Here is an 18046-nt window from a genome sequence, read left to right on the forward strand (position 1 = left end):
GCGAATTTTCGCCAGCGATTGCTATCCAGGGAAGGACAGAGCGGCGGCGGATATGGCGATCGAACGGTGCACCGCGGCGAAGACGCGGCGCAGCGCGCGGCCGGAGTGCGGAGCGCTGTATTCCAGCAGTGCCATCGTCTCCGCCGCGTGGCGCACCCTGTCTCGGGGCAGGGCCGCCGGCCGCACCAGGTGGCCCTGGCGGGCGGCGACCAGCAGCACCCCGACCGCCAGGGCCGGGACGTCCAGGACACCGGGCCGCTCGGCGGCGCGGCACACCCGCGCCCGCGCCTCGCTCACCCGCTCCCCGGGCGTGCCGGGCGCACCGGCGCCGGCGCACCGTTCCTCGGCGTGCCGCAGGGCGTCCGGGCCTAGCGATTCGGCCCACTCCCAGGGCGGACGCGCCCGGCCGGACGCGCGGATCCGGCTGAGCACCTCGTCCTGGACCGCGTCGTCCGTCGCGCCGCCGCCACGCGGCACGACACGGTCGTCGGTCAGTTCGAGCCGCCGCGCGAGCGCGAGGTCGAACAGTGCCGCTCCGACGACCGCGCGTCCGGCTTCGGTCCGGGACGGCCAGGGCCAGGATCCGCCTTCTCCCGCACCGCACAGGGCCAGGAGGACAGGCGTCGGCATCACCCGGTGTTCCCCTCCTCCAGTGCCGCGGCGAGGGTGCGGACGCCCGTGAAGACATGGCCCTGCATGCCGGCCTCGCGGGCCGCGAGAACGTTGTCGGCGCGGTCGTCCACGAACAGGATCTCCCCGGCGGGCAGCCCCAGCTCACGGCTGCACCACTCGTAGGCGGCCGCTTCCGGTTTGGCGCTGCCGATCCGGCAGGACAGTCCGACCACGCTGAAGTGCCCGAGCCAGTCCTGGGTGGCCTCGTAGTGGGCGGCGAGCTCCTCCGGGATGTTGGAGAGAAGCCCGAGGCGCACGCCCCGGCCGGCCAGCTCGGCCAGGAAGTCCACGCTCTCCCGGTCGACTTCGCTCCAGCTGGCCAGGTCGGCGGCGATCAGATCGTCGACCTGCGGGCCGGTGAACGGTGTCCCGAGCCGTTCGCCCACGCTCTTCCAGTAGGCGGGGCCCATGACGTCACCACGGTCGTACGGCGGGCGCAGCGACCAGTACGCGTCCCAGAACCGTTCTCCGCTCACACCGGTTGTGCGCATTTCGCTTACGCCCGCTGTTCGTTCGATCACGGCTTGTGATTCCGGGGACTGGACACGGGCCAGGACACCGAACATGTCGAAGAGGACGGCCTTCACGCCTGCACCTCCGAGGGGCTGGGGGTCCCGGCCGGGCCGGGACTCGATGCGGGCAGTCCGTCCGGATCGGGGGCGTTGGTGCGCAGCCAGAAGCTGAGCAGCAGGCAGATCCCGGCCAGGGCGAACAGGACGACGGGAAGGGCCTTGACGTCCAGGCCGTCGATGACCACGCCGAGCAGCGGCGGGAACGCGACGCCGCCGACCATCGAGGCGGCCATCACATAGGCGCCGGCCGCGGCGACGCTCGGCACCGCCCGGTTCAGCCAGGGCAGACAGGTGGGGAAGATCGGCGCGATGGCGAGACCGACCCCGAAGTAGGCGTAGGGCGCCGCCGAGGGCAGGGTCGCGAGCAGCAGGAATGCCGCCATGCCCGCACAGCACACGGTGAGGATCGCGGGCGCCGAGAAGCGCAGACAGAGCGGGACCACGACGAAGCGGCCGATGGTCATGGCGGCCCAGTACGCCGACGTGGCGGTGGCGGCGGTCGCGGCGGCGTAGCCCACGGTCTCCAGATGGGTGGGCTCCCAGCCGCCGACCCCGGTCTCGATGGCCACGTGCAGCACGTAGACGCCGATGAACGCGGCGATGATCGGCGCGACCCGCGCACCCGCGCCGGACGCGGCCTCGGCCACGGGCTCCGGCTCCCGGGAGGCCACACCGCCGAGGGTGAACAGGATGAGCACGCAGACGGCGGCGACACCGACGAAGATGCCCGGGTAGTGCTTGGCGCCGAGCCATCCCACCAGGGCGGGCCCGGCGATCGCGCCCACGCCGAAGTGGCCGTTGAGCAGGTTGAGCATCGCGGTGCTGCGGTGACCGAAGGCGACGGCGAACAGCTGGTTGAGGCCGTAGTCCACGCCGCCGAAGCCGAGGCCGATCACAAAGGTGCCGACCAGGGCCAGGGGCCAGTTGGGCGCGGTGGCGAAGACCACCGCTCCCAGCGCCATGAGCAGGTAGGAGGCGCCGAGCAGGATCCGGTGGCCCAGTCGTTCGCGCAGCAGGTGGTAGACGAGCACGCCGACCACCGCGGCGCCGAAGTGTCCGCTCAGGCTGAGTCCGGCGACGGCGGGGCTGATGCCGTAGTCCGAGCGCAGCGCGGGGATCGCGGGACCGTAGAGGGCCTGGAGGGCTCCGATCACCACGAACGCCGCGCAGGAGGCGACGATCGCCATGGTCGTGAGCAGCGGCTTCGGGGCCCCGGACGGATCGGGTCTGCGGGCTGTGGACATCGAACTCCTCAGTGGACGGTGGTTGAACGCACATAAGACACAGAGTAAAAGCGCAGGTCACATGAGCATCACCCAAAAATCCTCTCATGGATCACGTGCATCTGAACAGATCGAATGTTCGCCAATCCTGATCCCGTGTGTATCGCCGGTACCCTCGCTGCCATGAACGTGATGGAGAGACACAACTTCGTGATCGAGCTGCTCATGCGCGAGAACCGTGCGACCGTCGCGGACCTCGCCCGTGCCACGGGCGCCTCGGAGATGACGATCCGACGGGATCTGGAGCTCCTGGAGTCGCGCGGGGCCCTGCGCCGAGTGCGCGGCGGTGCGGTGAGCAATCTGCCGGGCGGGGTGGAACCGCCGTACGCGATCCGCGCGATGTCCGGCATGGAGACCAAGGAGCGGCTCGCGCGCACGGTGCTGTCGCTGCTGACGGACGGTGAGACGATCGCCCTGGACACCGGTACGACTCTGATGGCCGTCGCGAAGGCCATGGAGGACCGGCAGTTCACCGTCACGCCGCTGTCGCTGCACGCGGCCTTCGCCCTGTCCTCGTATCCGGGCATCCAACTGCTGCTGCCAGGTGGCCAGATTCGTTCGGGAGAACTCTCCTTCTACGGCCAGACGCCGCTCGACACCTTCAACGAGCTGTGCTTCGACACCTTCGTGCTGGGCTCCTGCGGGGTCGAGCCGACCCGTGGAGTCACCGCGTACAACCTCGACGACGTCCGGGTGAAGCGGGCGGCCCTCGACGCGGCCCAGCGGGTCATCCTGGTGGCCACGGCGGAGAAGCTCGGCCGCACGGCGCTCGGGCGCATCTGCTCACTGGAGGAGATCGCCCTGGTCGTCACGGACGCGACACCGGACAACCCCGTGGTGGAGACGATGCAGGCGCAGGGCGTACAGGTGGTCCATTCGCAACCCTGAGCGCCGTCGGTGCCCGCCGAGGCGCGGGTGCGAGGGCGGTGAGCGGCTTCCCCGCTTCGTGGGCGCCGGAGGCGGTGACGGTGGTGGGCGTGATGGTTCCTTCAGGTGGACAGGGGGAGGTTCAGGCTTCGGGGATGGCGCGGCCGTAGTCCGCGAGGGTGACGGCCTCCGGCTCGGGGCCGCCGCGGCGGCCGGTCTCCAGGGCGTCGAGGGCCTTCAGCTCGTCCGCGGTGAGTTCGAAGTCGAAGACGTCGATGTTCTCGGCGATGCGGTGGCGCCTGGCCGACTTGGGGATCACGGAGCGGCCGTGCTGGATGCCCCAGCGCAGCAGCACCTGGGCGGGGCTCTTGCCGTGCGCACCGGCGATCGCGGTGACGGCCGGGTCATCAAGGACACTCCTGCGGTCCTCGCCGTAGCCCGGGTAGAAGGTGATCCCGCCGATGGGGGACCACGCCTGGTTGAGGATGCCGTGCTCGTCGTCGAAGTCGAGGACGGGGCGCTGCTGGAAGTACGGGTGGATCTCCAGCTGGTTGACGGCCGGGACGACGGTGGTGGCGTCGAGCAGCGCGGTCAGGTGGTCGACCATGAAGTTGCTGACGCCGATGGCCCGGACCCTGCCGTCGGCCAGGAGCTTCTCCAGGGCGCGGTAGGCGGCGAGCGTCCTGTCGAAGTCCGACGGGAGGGCCTGGTGCAGGATGAGCAGGTCGATCCGGTCCAGGCCGAGCTTGGCGGCGCTCTTGTCGAAGCCGTGCAGGGTCTCGTCGTAGCCGTAGTCGCTGATCCAGATCTTCGTCTCGACGAAGATGTCGTCGCGGGGTACTCCGGATTCGCGGAGGGCACGGCCGACCTCGCGTTCGTTGCCGTACGCGGCGGCGGTGTCGATGTGCCGGTAGCCGAGTTCGAGCGCGGCCGTGACGGCGGCCCGGGTCTCGTCCGGCGGGGTCTGGAAGACACCGAGTCCGAGGGCGGGCATCCGGACGCCGTTGTTGAGGGTGAGGGTCTGCATCACAGGTTCCTTTCGGTGCGGGTGGCCCGTGCGGGCACGACGAGGGTCAGGACGGCCGCGACGGCCAGGGTGAGCAGCACCGGGTGCTTCGGCGGCTCCCCGAGGGCTCGGGTTCGCTCTACGCCCGGTGTGGACGTCGCCGGTTCCGGACAGGGGCGCTGCGCGCACGGTGCTCCTTCAGGTCGGTCTCTGGCTGGTTCGGGCCCGGTCGCGGTCGGCCGGGTCCTCGGCCTATTCCAGAGAACCGCGCCTCGGAGCGCGGGTGGGAGTCACTGCTCTTCCAGGTAATGGCAGTACCTCGCAGGCACTCTCCGACGGATCTACCGTGAGGAGACCGGCACGGAGTGACGACGATCAGAAGGAGCCACCGCATGTCCGCCCTCGCCGCCACCGAAGAAGCCCCGGGGCCTGAGCATGGCTGACAGTGACAGGAAGGCTCTGACCGCGGAGGTCCGCGAGTTCCTGAGCACCCGGCGGGCCCGGATCACCCCGGAGCAGGCCGGGCTGCCGGTCTACGGCGGGAACCGCCGTGTCGCCGGGCTTCGCCGCGAGGAGGTCGCCCTGCTCGCGGGCATGAGCGTGGACTACTACATCCGGCTTGAGCGCGGGAACCTCACCGGCGCCTCGGACTCGGTGCTCGATGCCCTCGCGCACGCACTGCAGCTCGACGAGGCCGAACGCACCCACCTCTACGACCTGGCCCGGGCGGCGACACCATCGGGCCGGCGTCCCACGGTGACCGCGTCCCGGGTGCGGCCCACGATCCTGCGCCTGCTGGACTCGATGACCGACGTGCCGGCCTACGTGCGCAACGCGCGCTTCGACATCCTGGCCGCCAACCCGCTCGGGCGGGCGCTGTACGCACCCGTCTTCGACTCGCCGCTGTTCGCCCGGCGCGGGCCGGTCAACAGCGCCCGTTTCATGTTCCTGGACCCCGCGAGCAAGGACTTCTGGGTCGACTGGGACAAAGGGGCGGGTGACGCGGTCGCCTTCCTGCGCACCGAGACGGGCCGGGCGCCCCACGACAAGGCGCTCACCGATCTGGTCGGGGAGCTGACGACCAAGAGCGACGACTTCGCCCGCCGGTGGGCCCGCCACGACGTGAAGTTCCACCGCTCCGGCGTCAAGAACCTCCATCACCCGCTGGTCGGCGATCTCGCACTGCCCTACGAGGCGATGGACCTGCCGGCCGATCCCGGCCTGCGTCTCAACTTCTACACCCCCGAACCGGACTCGCGGGAACGAGAGGCCCTCGGCCTGCTCGCCAGCTGGACGGGCACAGGCAGCGTCGTCCCCACCGCGAACGACTGAACGACTGACCACCACCGATCGAGGAGAACCACTTCATGCAGTACCGACCGCTCGGCCGCACCGGCGTCCGGGTCAGCCCGCTCTGCCTGGGCGCGATGATGTTCGGTCCCTGGGGCAACGAGGACGAGGCCGACTCGATCCGGATCATCCACCGTGCCCTCGACGCGGGCATCAACTTCGTCGACACCGCGGACGTGTATTCCGCCGGCGTCTCGGAGGAGATCGTCGGCAAGGCGCTCAAGGACCGCCGCGAGGACGTGTTCCTCGCGACCAAGTTCTTCATGCCGATGGACCGGGACGACCCCAACCAGCGCGGCGGCTCACGGCGCTGGATCATCCGCGAGGTCGAGAACTCCCTGCGACGCCTCGGCACCGACCACATCGACCTCTACCAGGTCCACCGCCCCAGCCCCGACACGGACGTCGCCGAGACCCTCGGCGCCCTCTCCGACCTCGTGCACCAGGGCAAGATCCGCTACCTCGGCTCCTCGTCCTACTCCGGCTCCCAGATCGTCGAGGCCCAGTGGACCTCGCGGGAGCGCCACCTGGAGCGGTTCGTGACCGAGCAGCCGCCGTACTCGATCCTGGTCCGCGGCATCGAGGAGGACGTGCTCCCCACCGTGCGCCGCCACGGCATGGGCACCCTCACCTACAGCCCGCTCTCCGGTGGCTGGCTGTCCGGCCGCTACCGCAAGAACGCCACCGAGGGCCCCGCCTCGGCCGCACGCCCCCAGGCCCGCTTCGACACGAGCACCCCGGCCAACCAGCGCAAGCTCGAAGCCGTCGAGCAGCTCGCCGTCCTGGCCGAGAAGGCCGGCCTGACACTCATCGAGCTCGCCGTCGCCTTCGTGATCAACCACCCCGGCGTCACCTCGGCGATCATCGGACCGCGGACCATGGAGCAGCTGGAGGCGTTCCTGCCCGCCGCCGATGCCACGCTGTCGGCCGACGTGCTCGACGCCATCGACGACATCGTGGCCCCCGGGGTCACGGTCAACCCGGTCGACAACAGCTACGGCGACTTCGAGCTGAGGGCGGACCAGCGGCGCCGTTGACGCGAGGCAGACGGGGGAGCCACGGACAGTCGGAAGTAGTCGGGAGATCACTCCGAGGCCTGGGCGAATGCCCGGATCGGATGGCAGTCCGAACTGGGACGCCGAATCCGCACCGGAGCGCTCCCGCGTGGCTTGGGCGTGCGATCGGTTGCGCTCGCACGAGTGGTTCCCGGGGGCGGTGCGGGAATGCCTGCCCGAGCGGCCGACCCGCCGCAGGAAGGCACTCCCCGGTGCGAGACACTCTCCCGATGAGTTCACGCACTTCTCCGATCAGCCAGCCGATCACGATACGGAGGGCAGTCGCGCGGGATGCCAAGCGGCTCACGCGGCTCGTGCGTGGCTCAGGCGCCTACAAGGGTCAGTACGCGGCCGCAGTGGCGGGCTACCGGGTCGGTCCTGACTACATCGAAGCCCACCGCGCCTTCGTGGCCGTCGACGCCGACGAGCATGGAGGCCGGGTCATCGGGTTCTACTCGCTCGTCCTCGCTCCACCGGAGCTCGACCTGCTGTTCGTCGCCGACGAAGCGCAAGGACGTGGTATCGGACGGCTGCTCGTCGCGCACATGCAGTCCGAGGCCCGTGCCGCCGGGCTCGACCGTGTCAAGGTCGTGTCGCATCTTCCCGCCGAGGACTTCTACCACCGCGTCGGTGCGGTGCGGACCGGGACCGCGCTCGCGAACCCGCCCGCCGTGCCGTGGGACCGTCCCGAATTCGAGTTCCGCATTCCTGCGGAATGACGCGGTGCCGGTTCGCAGGGCACCGGCTTCGCCTGCAGGGTGGCTGGCATGCAGCAGCCGTCGGCGGAGGCGGCGGAGATCAGGTCCCGTAGGCCGACGGCAGATCGCTGGGCCGTAGCCGGTGGGAGAGCCCGCGGCGGCGTCCGGCCGGACGGTCCGGGGTGCGATGCCCTTCTTTGCCGCCCGCTGCTCCTGGAAGGCGGTCGTGACGCGCAGGGCCTTGCAGATGCCCAGCCCTTCTTCGGGGGCCGGCGCACTGCAGCATCTCCAGGCGGAACCGCCGGCCCGGCCAGCGCTACGGCGTGGGGGGCCGCTGCGGGGAGCGGAGGACGAGCAGGGTGATCTCGCTCGGGGCGAAGACGCGGAAGGGCGGGCCCCAGAAGCCGGTGCCACGGCTGGTGTAAAGGAGTGTGCGGGTGCCGTGGCGGCTGAGGCCGGCCAGGGCGGGCTGGTCGATGCGGACCAGGTGGTGGAAGGGCCAGATCTGGCCGCCGTGGGTGTGGCCGGAGAGCTGGAGGTCGACACCGCCGGCTGCCGCCCGGTCGACGAACTTGGGCTGGTGGGCCAGGAGCAGGACGGGGTGGTCGGGGTCGGCGCCGTGCAGGGCTCCGGCGAGGTGGGCGCCGTGGCCGGCGAGGCCGGAGGACTCGGCCGTGACGTCATCCACGCCGGCGACCACGAGGGTGTCGCCACCGCGTTCGAGCAGCAGATGGCGGTTGCGCAGCGGCTCCCAGCCCAGCTCGTCCATCAGGTCGACCCAGCCCTGGGCCTCGCTGTAGTACTCGTGGTTGCCGGTGACGTAGACCCGGGCCCGGGTGGCCTGCACGGTGCCGAGCGGGGCGGCCTGGGCGCGGCGGCGTTCGGCCGTGCCGTCCGCGATGTCTCCGGTGTGGCAGACCAGGTCGGCCTGCAGCGTGTTGACCGTCTCGCAGACCCGCGCCGACCAGCGGGCGCGGTCGAGCGGGCCGTAGTGGGTGTCGGTGATGAGGACGACGCGCGTGCCGTCCAACCCGGCCCCCAGGCGGGGAAGTCGCACATCAAGGCGGCGTACCCGAGGTACCCGGCGGGCCTCGGCGTACCCCCAGGTGAGCAGCACGGCGGCTGCGCCGAGGACCGCCCAGGTGACGATCCGGGCCCGGTCCTGGCCGTCGCCGACGCCGGTCACGGCCAGGGCGAGCCGCAGCGGGACGCCGAGCACGACGGACCAGGTGAACAGGATCCAGATGCTGCCCAGCAGGGTGTCTCCGACGATCGCCGCCCCGTCCTGCTGGCGTCGGCCGTGGCCGCGCACCATCGCGAGCGGCATACCGATCAGGCCGAGAGCGAACAGGGCGGTGCCGGCGAGCGTGACGGGGAGCGGCCAGTGCTGGCCGGTGTGCAGCAGCAGCCAGCAGGGCACGGTCCACAGCAGGACGGGGGCGATCAGGGGGAGGTAGCGCATCAGGCGGTGCAGTCGGCTCTGCCGAGTCGCATGCGCCGCACTGTCGGCGGATCGGGTTTCGCTGGTGTCGGTCACGCTTCCCCTCCTTGGGCAACCAGGCTGCCGTCGCGCGCACTGTATCCGTCCGTCCCGGGCGGTCGGACGGGGTGCTCGTGGCGGGCAGCCCCATGGGGCGAGGTGGCCTCCGAGTTCGTCCCCGGCTCACGCGGTTGGTGACTCTGCTCTCCGGCCATGCCCGACATGGGCATGAAGGACATGTGGCCGGGTTTGGTCGTTCCCGGTCCTGCAGGCGACGGGACCGAGGACTGTCTCCTTGAAGCCCGCGCTCGACAATCAAAGTTTACATGCCCTCGATTGTTAACTAAAGTTGTCGCATGTCCTCATTCGAGATCACTCCCGAAGAGCAGGTACAGCTCGACAAGTCTCTCTATGACGCCCTCGACCCGCTCGCGTCGGCCTTGCGCTCCCGAGTGTCGGGGCAGTCCGAGGACCGCATGTGGGAGGCGGACCCCGTCGAGGTGACTCTGTCCGTGCTGGCCGCGTGGAAGGTGGTGGACGCGGAGGTCAAACGGCTGACGGCGATCGCAGCAGGCACGGCCGGGTCCTACGGCGCAAGCTACGAGCAGATGGGCGCCGTGTGGGGCATCACCCGGCAGGGCGCTCGCAAGAAGTGGCCGGAAGCTGTGAGCCGCCCGGCGACCGCAGTGGCGCGGACGGGCGGTTCACTCCAACTGTGCGGCGGAACGGCCGAACTGACACAGGAGCCGTCGTCCGGCGGCTGGCGATGGACCGGTAAGGGTGCGGACGGAACGCAGGGGGCCGCCGACGCCGGCACCTCGTACACGACGAAGGAGGAGGCCGCGGCCCACGCGGGAGCCTTCCTGAAGGAGCACGCCCCCGGCTGGTCATGAGGTCTGCCTCTTCGGTCATCCGCGGGTCCGGATGAGCACGGCGGCGAGGTGGACTGCGACCTGATACGCGATGGCAAGTCTGTCGGTGCGTACGGCCAGGCCACGCCACTGTTTCAACTGGTCTGCCTCGGTGAAGAAGTCGAAGCCGACGGTCGTCAGCCTGCCCGCGAGGGTCCGTTCGTCCTCGACCGCAGCGATCTCCGCGATCCTCGTGTTCGGCTCCTCCGGTGTGGCGACCTCGGGAACACCTGGGCAACCGCGCAACCGGCTGGGATCCGGGTCGAGCGCCGGCCCGCGATTCGCTCCGTCCACACCGCTCTCGGTCTGCCGGAACGCCGGCCGACCGGCGACGCCTTCCCCCGGAGAGACTCGCGATGACGGCAGCGGCACCGTCAGTCTCCACAGCGGCACTCCGGTGAGTTCACCTCATGCGCACGGCAGCGCGTTCGGTGGGGGCCTCTGCGTGGACCGGGGAGTCCGCTCGACCGGGTTCGGGGAGCATCCGTCGTGCACCGGGTGGACGCCCTGATCGGCCGGCCGACGCTGTCCCGCATCCGAACGAAGTGGCCTGCGGCCGCGGCCCGAAGGCTGGGAGGCGGACGTGGCTTGCGGGCGGGTTCTCGCCCGCCGGGCCGCGCTCTAGACTGCGACCGCTCCGAAATCTGGCGATCTTTTGGAGGGTGTGCAGGATGAACCGAGCTCTCATGACCGCATGGGCGGCAGCAGCGTTGGTCGTGTCCGGGGGCAGCACCACCGCCTCCGCTTCCGATGCCCCGCCGCGAACCACGCACGGTCCTTGCCAGTACACCCGGACCCCGGACGAGCCGGCGGCGCGGCGGGTTCCCCTGCCGCCCGACCCGCGGCACACCCCCGGTCACGGCACGGTCGGTACGGCTGTCCGGACCAGCCAGGGCCCGCTCCCGCTGCGTCTGGACCGGGCGAAGGCGCCGTGCACGGTCCAGAGCTTCGTGCACCTGGCGCGGCACCGGTTCTACGACCGAACGGTGTGCCATCGGCTGACGGCATATCCGACGCTGAAGGTCCTGCAGTGTGGCGACCCGACCGGCACGGGCGAGGGTGGGCCGGGGTACGAGTACAAGGACGAGCTGCCGGTGGACCTGCCGCCGGCACCGAGCGATCCGACCGGCGTCCGTCGCCTCTACGGACGCGGTTTGCTGGCGATGGCCAACGCCGGGCCGAACACGAACGGTTCGCAGTTCTTCGTCGTCTACGGCGACTCCGCGCTGCGACCGGACTACACGGTGTTCGGCACGGTCGGTGCCGCCGGCCTGAAGACGCTCGACAAGATCGCTGCCGGCGGTATCGAGCCAACTGCCCAGGACCCGGCGCCTGTCGACGGCACGCCCTTGCTGCGGACCGAGCTGCTCAGCGTCCGGCCGTCCTGCCGGCCCTGATGAACTGCGGTGCGGTCACCGTGGGTCCGGCCACGTGCCCGGTCCCACGGTGATGTGAGGCAGCCGTTGCCACCGTCCGCCCAGGTGACGTCGCCGATGCTGTCGTAGACGGTGACCGGGTCAGCTGGGAGGAGGGTCACATGCAGGCCAGGCCGCCGCCGGTCGAGCCGATGACCACTTGACCTCCTAGGATCTTTAATCGCGAAAGGTTGCGGGTGCCCGCCGGCCGGAGCCGGGCGTACCGGTCGTCGCGGCGTAGCCGCTGCGCTGGATCGCCCCGAACCGCGTCGCCCCGGGCACCCCGCCCGTCCGCCACATCCCGCGCACCGGTGCCCCGCTGCCGCACCCCGTCCTCCACGTCCGCCAGGACGGCTGCCTACTGCCCGCGAACGGCTCGGCATCGCCACCGCCCTGCCGAAACCGCACCCTGACCCTCACCGCGCGCCGGCACGACCGCGTCGATCCCGCCGGGGGCCGGATCCGGGTGAGTACCGACTGAGCGGCGGTCACCATGCGCTGTCGGAGCAGGTTTTGACAAGGCATCACCCGTGCGCACGCGGAACGTGACGATGATCACGACATTAAGAACTGTTGGCCAATGATTGACCTTTCGTTGTAGGTTCTCGGTATGCCCATCCGGTCGGCTGACCACCGGCAAACGGATGGCGCTCAGGGGGTAGTGGTCTCGCACTTGGAGTCCGCCTCGATCTGTTCGGTCGAGGTGTTGTTCGGTGATTTCGTCGACGGCGGAAGAGTGCGCACCGCGGTATTCGACAGGCTGCCCTCTGTGGCGAACGACCATCGATATCGTGGAGGATCTCTCTATGCGCAGGCTGCTTGCCGTCTCCCCGCTCGTCACCACCGTTGTCGCGGCCGTGTTCTCCATGGGGGTCGCCGCTCCCGCCCAGGCGGCGAGCGGATGGACCGCACACGTCCAGTGCACCAAGATGCGCATCTCCGACAACAGCGCCCACGGATTCGTGCAGGGGCACGGCTGGGCGAAGACCCAGCCGGACGCGTGGAAGGCGGCCATCAAGAACGCCAACGACCAGATGCGCGAAGGCTATCGTGCGAAGCACTGCACGAAGAAGGACATCACGAGGGGCTGACGGGCATGAGGACGCGCACACTCAGCTTCGGGCTGTACGCGGACGAGCGCGGGCTGGCCTGGGCCAGGAACCTGGTCAGGGAAGCCGTGGCGTCCCGCAGCGCCCGGCTCGTCGAGGAAAACGTCGCCCACACCGTTTTCGGCAGCGAACTGACGACCGCCGATGTCTACGGCTTCCTCGCGGAGCAGTGGGCCGTCGAACACCCCGGCGAGAGCAGCGGGGAGCGCGTGCCCGTGGAACTGTCCGTACGCGTGGTGTGTTCCCTGCGCACCTGGCGGGCGATCCGTAAGGCAATGATCAGGGCCCTGTGCCCCGAGGGCTCGAAGCCGCACGCCTGCCGCGTTCCGTGGATCGCCGCCTGAGGCGGTCCGCGTAGAAGCTGCATTTCCGTCGCAAAGTCGTTTCATTCGAGATTTTCCAGAATCCCCTCGCGTACCAGGGTGAGAACTGGCGAGCCGGCATGTCCGTCCCGTATCCGGCAGGACGGTCCGCCCTTTTCCGAATTGGCCCGGCTCGGCCCCACGTCGACCGACAGCGACATTTCCCCGTCCGCGGAAAGCGGATCGAGCATGTCTGCGGTACGCCCCGAGGTCGACAGTCCATCAGGATCGCGAAGTGAAAGTGAGTCGATCATGACGATGAAGAACGGGCTCAAGGCCGTCATCGCGGCCGGTGCCCTCCTCGCTGCCGCCGCCGCTCCCGCGCTGGCCGTGTCGGAGGACGCCGGCGGCGGCAGATGGAGCCACGACGTCGGCGCCAACTACGTGTACTCCAACTACTTCCACAAGAAGAACTGGCACGCCTCCTCGGTGGAGGGCAAGTACTGGGCCAAGAGCGGCTGCACCAAGGAGAACGTGTGGTCCAAGGCGTCGGCCGAGAAGGCGAACACCATCAGCCACGCCTACTACGACCCGGCCTGCTGAGGCCCTGCGCCCGCGGCTGACACGGCCATGAGCCGCTGACCGGCGCGTCTCCGGCTGCGGGGGAGGATCCCCCGCAGCCGGAGACGCCGCGGTTCCCCCTCCCCCCACGACATGCGCGCTCCCCGAGTGCCCGGACCTAGGTAGTCGATGCTCCACCGAGGTATCAAATTCGTCCATGTCGCAGTGCTGGTCTTTTCGGCGATGCTCGCCTTCCTGTTTGTGCGCGGGCTGGACGAGCAACTGGTGCTGGGCAGTTCGGCACAGGTCTGGGTGTCCAAGTCCGACGACTCGGTGAACAGTGCGCAGGTCACACGTGCCGTCGCTCGGTTCGCCGAGGAGCACCGGGTCACGGTGGCGCGTGAACTGCCCGACCTGAAGAGCCCCGACCGGCTGCGGCATGTGTACCTCACCACCGGTGACCCGAAGGCCGACGCCGCCTCGTGGCTGACCGACGGATACCCCGGCTTCAGCAGGCACGCCGACACCGAGGTGCACCCGCTGGCCGAGATCGGGCAGCGGGACCCCCGCGGCTTCTACTACGTCTTCGGCGCGCCCGGCGCCGCGGACATGCTGACGGCCGAACTCGCCCGTCTCGGCCTGACCGCGAGCGTGCAGCACCCGCTCGCGCCCGGCGACCTGGCCGCGTCCTTCACGGACGACGACCTCTTCTGGTCCTTCGCCGTGGTCGCGCTCGCTGCCGTGACGATGACGGGCGCGAGTGTGCTGCTCGGCGCGCGGACCTACGGGGTGCTGCGCCTGCAGGGCAGGTCGTTCACCGGAGTCCTCCTGCGCGACCTCGGACAGCTGGCGGGATTCTGGCCGGTCGCGGCCGGTGCCGTCACGGCAGCGGTTCTGGCCCTCCTGGGCCTCTACAACGGCTTCGCCTGGCTGGGCCTCTTCGCCGCCGTGGCCGGGTGCCTCGCCGTTCTGCTCGTCCTGCTCGTGCTGGCCGCCCATGCCGCCGTGCTCGCCCTGACGTTCAAGGTAGAGGTACTGCGCGCCCTCAAGGGCGAGTTGCCCGCCAGGACGGCCTTCCTCGCCACGTACCTGGTGCGCGTCCCCGCGGTGCTGCTCGCCCTGGGGTTCGCCATGGACGTCACCCTGGCGGGGCAGCACGTGCTGGCCCGCCAGGACAACCAGGACGTCTACGCCAAGGCCGACGACGCCGTCACCATCCGCCTCAACGGCAGCTGGGGCGGTGACACGGACGCCGTGGTGACGCACGTGGGCCGATGGCTGCGCACATCCGACGCGGCGGGCGAGATCGTCGTCGCCGGCCGGCGCGATCTGCAGAGCGTCTCCGCCGACTCGCGCCTCCCCGAGGGGGAGATCCTCGTCGTCAACGAGACCTTCCTCGCCGAGCAGCCGGTCCTCGACCCGAACGGACGGCGGTACACCCCGGTGCCGCACGACGGGAAGGCCCCGGAGGACCGCGCGGTGCGGCTGATCGTTCCGCAGTCCCTGGCGCCGTATACAGCGGACATCAGGGCGACGGTCCCCGACGTGTTCGGCCGGCTGGATCCGGCACTGCGCCGGCGGGTCGAGGTCGAGACGCTGCAGGCCAGGAGCGGTCAGCGGATCTTCGCCTACAACTCGGGCAACCTCAGCCCGAACATGGCGTACAGCCCGGACGACGACCGGTCGCTGGTGCGCGACCCGGTCCTCGTCGTGGTGCCCGACGGCTCGAGGATCCTCACCGACGACGCGTACACCACGTTCGCGACGCAGGACGGGATCGTCTTCCCCGACCCCGGGGACGTCCTGCGTGCGCTGGCGGCTCACGACGGCGAACTGCAGACGTACGTGGCAGCCGTGAACCCGGTGGGGCAGAACGCCGCCGCGCAGCTGCGCGACGCCCGCAACGCGTTCCGGTTGCAGCTCTTCGACCTCGTCGCGGCGGTGGGCGTCCTCCTCATCACCGGACTCGGTGTCTGCGTCATCCATGCGCGCAAGAACGCGGACGCGATATTCGCGCAGCACATCAACGGCTGGCGGTTCGCCTCGATCCACCGCAGCATTCTGTCCGTCGAGGGCCTTCTCGCGGTCTTCCTGGCCTGGTGGGTGCCCATCCGGGCCTGGCAGCAGAACCAGGAGCTGAAGGACATCACCTCCCAGGGCATCCCCGCCCCCTACCCCCCTGTCCATGTCACGGCACTGGACCTCGCCACCATCGCCGGACTGGTCGCCGTCGAATTCTGCGCCGTTCTCCTCGCTCTCCGGGCGTTTCACCGGCGCATCGTCAAGGAGGGGGTGGCCGGCGCGTGAGCACCGCACCGGGCCCGTTCCCTCCGTCCAGCAGGAGCACTCCCGTGATCGAGATCGTCAAGCTGTCGAAGACCTTCGGCACCCGGACCCTGTGGTCCGACGTCACCCGCTCCGTCGGCCGTGGCGAGATGGTCGCCCTCGTAGGCCCCAGCGGCTCGGGGAAGTCCACCCTCCTCAACTGCATCGGCCTGCTCGACAAGCCGAGCTCGGGGCAGATCCTGTACGAGGGGAAGGACATCACCGGGTTCGGTCCGCGTCAGAGCCGGCTGTTCCGCCGTGACGTTCTGGGATACCTCTTCCAGAATTACGCACTGATCGAGAACGCCGATGTGGCGGCGAACCTGAAGGTCGCGGCCGCACCACGGCGGTCCCTGCGCGACCGGAGCGACGCCGCTGTCGCCGAGGCCCTCAGCCGCGTCGGCCTGGCGGGGCGGGAGACCGAGAAGGTCCACCGCCTCAGCGGCGGCGAACAGCAGCGTGTGGCGCTCGCCCGGCTCCTCGTCAAGCAGCCGGGCCTGGTTCTCGCCGACGAGCCGACCGGTGCCCTCGACCACACCAATGCCACGGTGGTCGTCGACATCCTCCGGGAGATGAGCGAAGCCGGCTGCGCGGTGGTCATAGCCACCCACGACGACCGCGTCCGCGACCGGTGCGACTCCGTGTTCGCCTTCCATGACGAGGCCCTGGCCGCCTAGATGAACAGTCATGTCACCGTCGCCCGCCTCCGCATCCCCCTGTGGTTGGTCCCGTTGCCGTGGACCGTCGCGCTGGGGATGTGGGGCCTGTCCCGGCAGCACAGCGTCTGGCGGGACGAAGCCGCCACCTGGCAGGTGGCCCTGCGGTCCGTCCCCGACATCTGGCACATGCTGGGGCGGGTCGATGTCGTGCACGGGCTGTACTACCTGCTGATGCACGGGTTGTTCACCTGCTTCGGGGCGAGCACCACCACCCTGCGGCTGCCCTCGGTCCTGGCCATGGCGGTGGCCGCCATCTGCGTGGCGGCCATCGGGCAACGCCTGGCGGGAGTGTGGGCCGGCCTCGGGGGAGGGCTGGCCTTCGGGCTGCTGCCGGCCGTGCAGTTCTACCTCCAGGAGGGCCGTCCGTACGCACTGGTGGCGGCCGGGGCCGGCGTCTCGACGCTGCTGCTGGTGACCGTGTTCGGCGAGCGCCGCGCAACGGGCCGCTGGCTGGCGTACTCGGGCACGGTCCTGCTGTGCGCGCTGCTGAACTGGCTGTCCCTGCTGATCCTGCCCGCGCACCTGGCGACCCTCGTGTGGGCGGGGGCCGGACGCAGGACCCTCGCACGCTGGGCGGTGGCCGCGGCGGCGGCAGCCGCCGCCGCCTCGCCGTTGATCCTCTTCAGCCGGAGCCAGTCCGACCAGGTCTCCTGGATCCCCCCGCTGACGTGGCACATGCTGATCGGCCCGGCGGTCCTGCTGGCGATCGGCGGACTCTGCGCACTGCTGGACGGACCGGAGGCGGGCCGGCTGTCGGTGGCGGTCGTCGGGCTGCCGCTGCTGGCGGTGCCCCAACTCGCCCTCGTCGGGATCTCCGTCGTCAAACCCGTGTTCCTGGACCGCTACGTGCTCTTCACGATGCTGGGCCTGGCCCTGCTGATCGGCACGGCGCTGGCCACGGCGGTGCGTGCGGCCGCACCCCGGTTCCCACGTGGGTCGCGGTGGCTCGTCCCGCTGGCGCTCTTGGTGGCGGTGGCGGCGCTGATGCCGCAGTCCCTGGCCAAGCGGTCCCCCGGCAGCCGGGTCGACGACGTGCTGTCGGTGGCCGGTGAGGTACGGCAGTTGAAGAGGCCCGGCGATGGGATCCTCTTCATCCCGGCGGCCCGGCGCGACACCGCACTGGTCTCCCCCCGCGACTTCGCCGGGCTGCGGGATCTCGCGCTCGCCGAGCTCCCCGTGGAGTCCGGGACGCTCAAGGGCGAGGAGGCCGCTCCGCGACGGATAAGCGCCGCGATGCTGGCTCACCGGCGCATACTGCTCGTCACCGACGCATCCCGCGTGTCCCGGCCGGTCTCCGCGGAGCGGGACAGGACCAAGGCCGCCGTGCTGGCCGCCCACTTCACGGTCGTGGCGGACAAACAGGTCCGGGGCCGGCGGGTCACGCTGTACCAGCGTCTCCGGTGACAGATGAGTGGGCCGGGCGGGTGAGACACCAGCCAACGCTCGTTTCCCTGGCGTCAACGAACGCCAGGTGCCGCATGGTGTCGGTCGGTGGTCGGATCTGTACACAAGGGGCTCGGGGGCCGGGAGGGGCAGAAGGATAGGCGTGTGCCGTCCCGGGTCCGGGGTCTGACTCATGATTTCGCTGACCGAAGTGTCCCGGTGTCACAGTGTTGGCCGTCGGCCGGGATGGTGCGCTGTCGGTGCCGGGCCGACGGGGTGTGTCCCGACAGGGGCCTGCCGATCGTTGTGGCGTCCTCACGATTCCGACGGCCCGACGA

The 18046-nt window shown here is 70.3% G+C and carries 19 protein-coding genes; 12 read left to right on the plus strand and 7 right to left on the minus strand.

Annotated features, from left to right (window positions below; genetic code table 11):
* Positions 1 to 21: 21 nt before the first annotated feature.
* The 3 genes from ACZ7P3_RS38355 to ACZ7P3_RS38365 are packed head-to-tail and all read right to left on the minus strand — an operon-like array spanning position 22 to position 2488.
* Complete coding sequence (locus ACZ7P3_RS38355; RefSeq protein ID WP_472088929.1) at positions 22 to 630, minus strand: GPP34 family phosphoprotein; 609 nt, start codon at positions 628 to 630, stop codon at positions 22 to 24.
* On the minus strand, positions 630 to 1259 hold the full coding sequence (locus ACZ7P3_RS38360) for an HAD family hydrolase (protein ID WP_472088931.1): 630 nt from the start codon (positions 1257 to 1259) through the stop codon (positions 630 to 632). The genes ACZ7P3_RS38355 and ACZ7P3_RS38360 overlap by 1 nt, the downstream gene beginning before the upstream one ends.
* Positions 1256 to 2488 (minus strand): MFS transporter, encoded by a 1233-nt coding sequence (locus ACZ7P3_RS38365; protein WP_472088933.1) that lies wholly within the window; start codon positions 2486 to 2488, stop codon positions 1256 to 1258. Before ACZ7P3_RS38365 ends, ACZ7P3_RS38360 begins: the two co-directional genes overlap by 4 nt.
* A 162-nt stretch (positions 2489 to 2650) precedes the next feature.
* On the opposite strand from ACZ7P3_RS38365, the gene ACZ7P3_RS38370 reads away from it, so the two are divergent.
* Positions 2651 to 3415, plus strand: coding sequence for a DeoR/GlpR family DNA-binding transcription regulator (locus ACZ7P3_RS38370; protein ID WP_472088935.1), 765 nt, complete (start codon positions 2651 to 2653; stop codon positions 3413 to 3415).
* Positions 3416 to 3536: 121 nt separating this feature from the next.
* Here ACZ7P3_RS38370 and ACZ7P3_RS38375 read toward each other — a convergent pair whose 3' ends face one another.
* Positions 3537 to 4421 carry an aldo/keto reductase gene (locus ACZ7P3_RS38375; RefSeq protein WP_472088937.1) on the minus strand — a complete coding sequence of 295 codons (885 nt, stop codon included), beginning with the start codon at positions 4419 to 4421 and terminating at the stop codon, positions 3537 to 3539.
* A gap of 414 nt (positions 4422 to 4835) precedes the next feature.
* On the opposite strand from ACZ7P3_RS38375, the gene ACZ7P3_RS38380 reads away from it, so the two are divergent.
* From ACZ7P3_RS38380 to ACZ7P3_RS38390, 3 genes are all read left to right on the plus strand, one after another.
* On the plus strand, positions 4836 to 5732 hold the full coding sequence (locus ACZ7P3_RS38380; RefSeq protein ID WP_472088939.1) for a helix-turn-helix transcriptional regulator: 897 nt from the start codon (positions 4836 to 4838) through the stop codon (positions 5730 to 5732).
* A gap of 35 nt (positions 5733 to 5767) precedes the next feature.
* Positions 5768 to 6787 carry an aldo/keto reductase gene (locus tag ACZ7P3_RS38385; protein WP_472088941.1) on the plus strand — a complete coding sequence of 340 codons (1020 nt, stop codon included), beginning with the start codon at positions 5768 to 5770 and terminating at the stop codon, positions 6785 to 6787.
* A gap of 248 nt (positions 6788 to 7035) precedes the next feature.
* Positions 7036 to 7524, plus strand: a complete 489-nt coding sequence (locus tag ACZ7P3_RS38390; RefSeq protein ID WP_472088943.1) for a GNAT family N-acetyltransferase — start codon at positions 7036 to 7038, stop codon at positions 7522 to 7524.
* Positions 7525 to 7819: 295 nt separating this feature from the next.
* On the opposite strand, the gene ACZ7P3_RS38395 is transcribed toward ACZ7P3_RS38390, so the two are convergent.
* Positions 7820 to 9040, minus strand: a complete 1221-nt coding sequence (locus ACZ7P3_RS38395) for a metallophosphoesterase (protein WP_472088945.1) — start codon at positions 9038 to 9040, stop codon at positions 7820 to 7822.
* A 299-nt stretch (positions 9041 to 9339) separates the two neighbouring features.
* Here ACZ7P3_RS38395 and ACZ7P3_RS38400 point away from each other — a divergent pair, with 299 nt between their 5' ends.
* On the plus strand, positions 9340 to 9876 hold the full coding sequence (locus ACZ7P3_RS38400; RefSeq protein WP_472088947.1) for a hypothetical protein: 537 nt from the start codon (positions 9340 to 9342) through the stop codon (positions 9874 to 9876).
* A gap of 15 nt (positions 9877 to 9891) precedes the next feature.
* Here the strand turns inward: ACZ7P3_RS38400 and ACZ7P3_RS38405 are convergent, their stop codons facing one another.
* Positions 9892 to 10188 (minus strand): hypothetical protein, encoded by a 297-nt coding sequence (locus ACZ7P3_RS38405; RefSeq protein ID WP_472088949.1) that lies wholly within the window; start codon positions 10186 to 10188, stop codon positions 9892 to 9894.
* 377 nt (positions 10189 to 10565) lie between these two features.
* On the opposite strand from ACZ7P3_RS38405, the gene ACZ7P3_RS38410 reads away from it, so the two are divergent.
* The 3 genes from ACZ7P3_RS38410 to ACZ7P3_RS38420 all read left to right on the plus strand — a co-directional run bounded on the left by ACZ7P3_RS38410 (position 10566) and on the right by ACZ7P3_RS38420 (position 12762).
* Positions 10566 to 11291: a peptidylprolyl isomerase gene (locus tag ACZ7P3_RS38410; RefSeq protein WP_472088951.1), complete on the plus strand. Its 726-nt coding sequence runs from the start codon at positions 10566 to 10568 to the stop codon at positions 11289 to 11291.
* An 809-nt stretch (positions 11292 to 12100) separates the two neighbouring features.
* On the plus strand, positions 12101 to 12400 hold the full coding sequence (locus ACZ7P3_RS38415; RefSeq protein WP_472088952.1) for a hypothetical protein: 300 nt from the start codon (positions 12101 to 12103) through the stop codon (positions 12398 to 12400).
* 5 nt (positions 12401 to 12405) lie between these two features.
* On the plus strand, positions 12406 to 12762 hold the full coding sequence (locus ACZ7P3_RS38420) for a hypothetical protein (RefSeq protein ID WP_472088954.1): 357 nt from the start codon (positions 12406 to 12408) through the stop codon (positions 12760 to 12762).
* Between the two features lie 41 nt (positions 12763 to 12803).
* On the opposite strand, the gene ACZ7P3_RS38425 is transcribed toward ACZ7P3_RS38420, so the two are convergent.
* The gene (locus tag ACZ7P3_RS38425) at positions 12804 to 13034 is read right to left on the minus strand and encodes a hypothetical protein (protein ID WP_472088956.1); all 231 of its coding nucleotides are present in this window, start codon (positions 13032 to 13034) and stop codon (positions 12804 to 12806) included.
* Here ACZ7P3_RS38425 and ACZ7P3_RS38430 point away from each other — a divergent pair.
* From ACZ7P3_RS38430 to ACZ7P3_RS38445, 4 genes are all read left to right on the plus strand, one after another.
* A complete protein-coding gene (locus tag ACZ7P3_RS38430; protein ID WP_158075379.1) occupies positions 13033 to 13323 on the plus strand; it encodes a lactococcin 972 family bacteriocin in 291 nt (96 codons plus the stop codon). The genes ACZ7P3_RS38425 and ACZ7P3_RS38430 overlap by 2 nt on opposite strands.
* Before the next feature lie 183 nt (positions 13324 to 13506).
* Positions 13507 to 15588, plus strand: a complete 2082-nt coding sequence (locus ACZ7P3_RS38435) for a hypothetical protein (RefSeq protein ID WP_472088958.1) — start codon at positions 13507 to 13509, stop codon at positions 15586 to 15588.
* Between the two features lie 44 nt (positions 15589 to 15632).
* Positions 15633 to 16283, plus strand: a complete 651-nt coding sequence (locus tag ACZ7P3_RS38440) for an ABC transporter ATP-binding protein (RefSeq protein ID WP_472088960.1) — start codon at positions 15633 to 15635, stop codon at positions 16281 to 16283.
* On the plus strand, positions 16284 to 17729 hold the full coding sequence (locus tag ACZ7P3_RS38445; RefSeq protein ID WP_472088962.1) for a glycosyltransferase family 39 protein: 1446 nt from the start codon (positions 16284 to 16286) through the stop codon (positions 17727 to 17729).
* The last annotated feature ends 317 nt before the right edge of the window (positions 17730 to 18046 follow it).

The sequence above is a fragment of the Streptomyces sp. NPDC107581 genome (assembly GCF_055657175.1).

What these genes read in the sequence shown, in the direction of transcription:
- ACZ7P3_RS38370 (WP_472088935.1), top strand. Translation starts at nt 2,651, where the DNA reads ATGAACGTGATGGAGAGACACAACTTCGTGATCGAGCTGCTCATGCGC.
- ACZ7P3_RS38390 (WP_472088943.1), top strand. Translation starts at nt 7,036, where the DNA reads ATGAGTTCACGCACTTCTCCGATCAGCCAGCCGATCACGATACGGAGG.
- ACZ7P3_RS38365 (WP_472088933.1), bottom strand. Translation starts at nt 2,488, where the DNA reads ATGTCCACAGCCCGCAGACCCGATCCGTCCGGGGCCCCGAAGCCGCTG.
- ACZ7P3_RS38425 (WP_472088956.1), bottom strand. Translation starts at nt 13,034, where the DNA reads ATGATCGACTCACTTTCACTTCGCGATCCTGATGGACTGTCGACCTCG.
- ACZ7P3_RS38385 (WP_472088941.1), top strand. Translation starts at nt 5,768, where the DNA reads ATGCAGTACCGACCGCTCGGCCGCACCGGCGTCCGGGTCAGCCCGCTC.
- ACZ7P3_RS38400 (WP_472088947.1), top strand. Translation starts at nt 9,340, where the DNA reads ATGTCCTCATTCGAGATCACTCCCGAAGAGCAGGTACAGCTCGACAAG.
- ACZ7P3_RS38410 (WP_472088951.1), top strand. Translation starts at nt 10,566, where the DNA reads ATGAACCGAGCTCTCATGACCGCATGGGCGGCAGCAGCGTTGGTCGTG.
- ACZ7P3_RS38355 (WP_472088929.1), bottom strand. Translation starts at nt 630, where the DNA reads ATGCCGACGCCTGTCCTCCTGGCCCTGTGCGGTGCGGGAGAAGGCGGA.
- ACZ7P3_RS38375 (WP_472088937.1), bottom strand. Translation starts at nt 4,421, where the DNA reads ATGCAGACCCTCACCCTCAACAACGGCGTCCGGATGCCCGCCCTCGGA.
- ACZ7P3_RS38380 (WP_472088939.1), top strand. Translation starts at nt 4,836, where the DNA reads ATGGCTGACAGTGACAGGAAGGCTCTGACCGCGGAGGTCCGCGAGTTC.
- ACZ7P3_RS38445 (WP_472088962.1), top strand. Translation starts at nt 16,284, where the DNA reads ATGAACAGTCATGTCACCGTCGCCCGCCTCCGCATCCCCCTGTGGTTG.
- ACZ7P3_RS38420 (WP_472088954.1), top strand. Translation starts at nt 12,406, where the DNA reads ATGAGGACGCGCACACTCAGCTTCGGGCTGTACGCGGACGAGCGCGGG.
- ACZ7P3_RS38430 (WP_158075379.1), top strand. Translation starts at nt 13,033, where the DNA reads ATGACGATGAAGAACGGGCTCAAGGCCGTCATCGCGGCCGGTGCCCTC.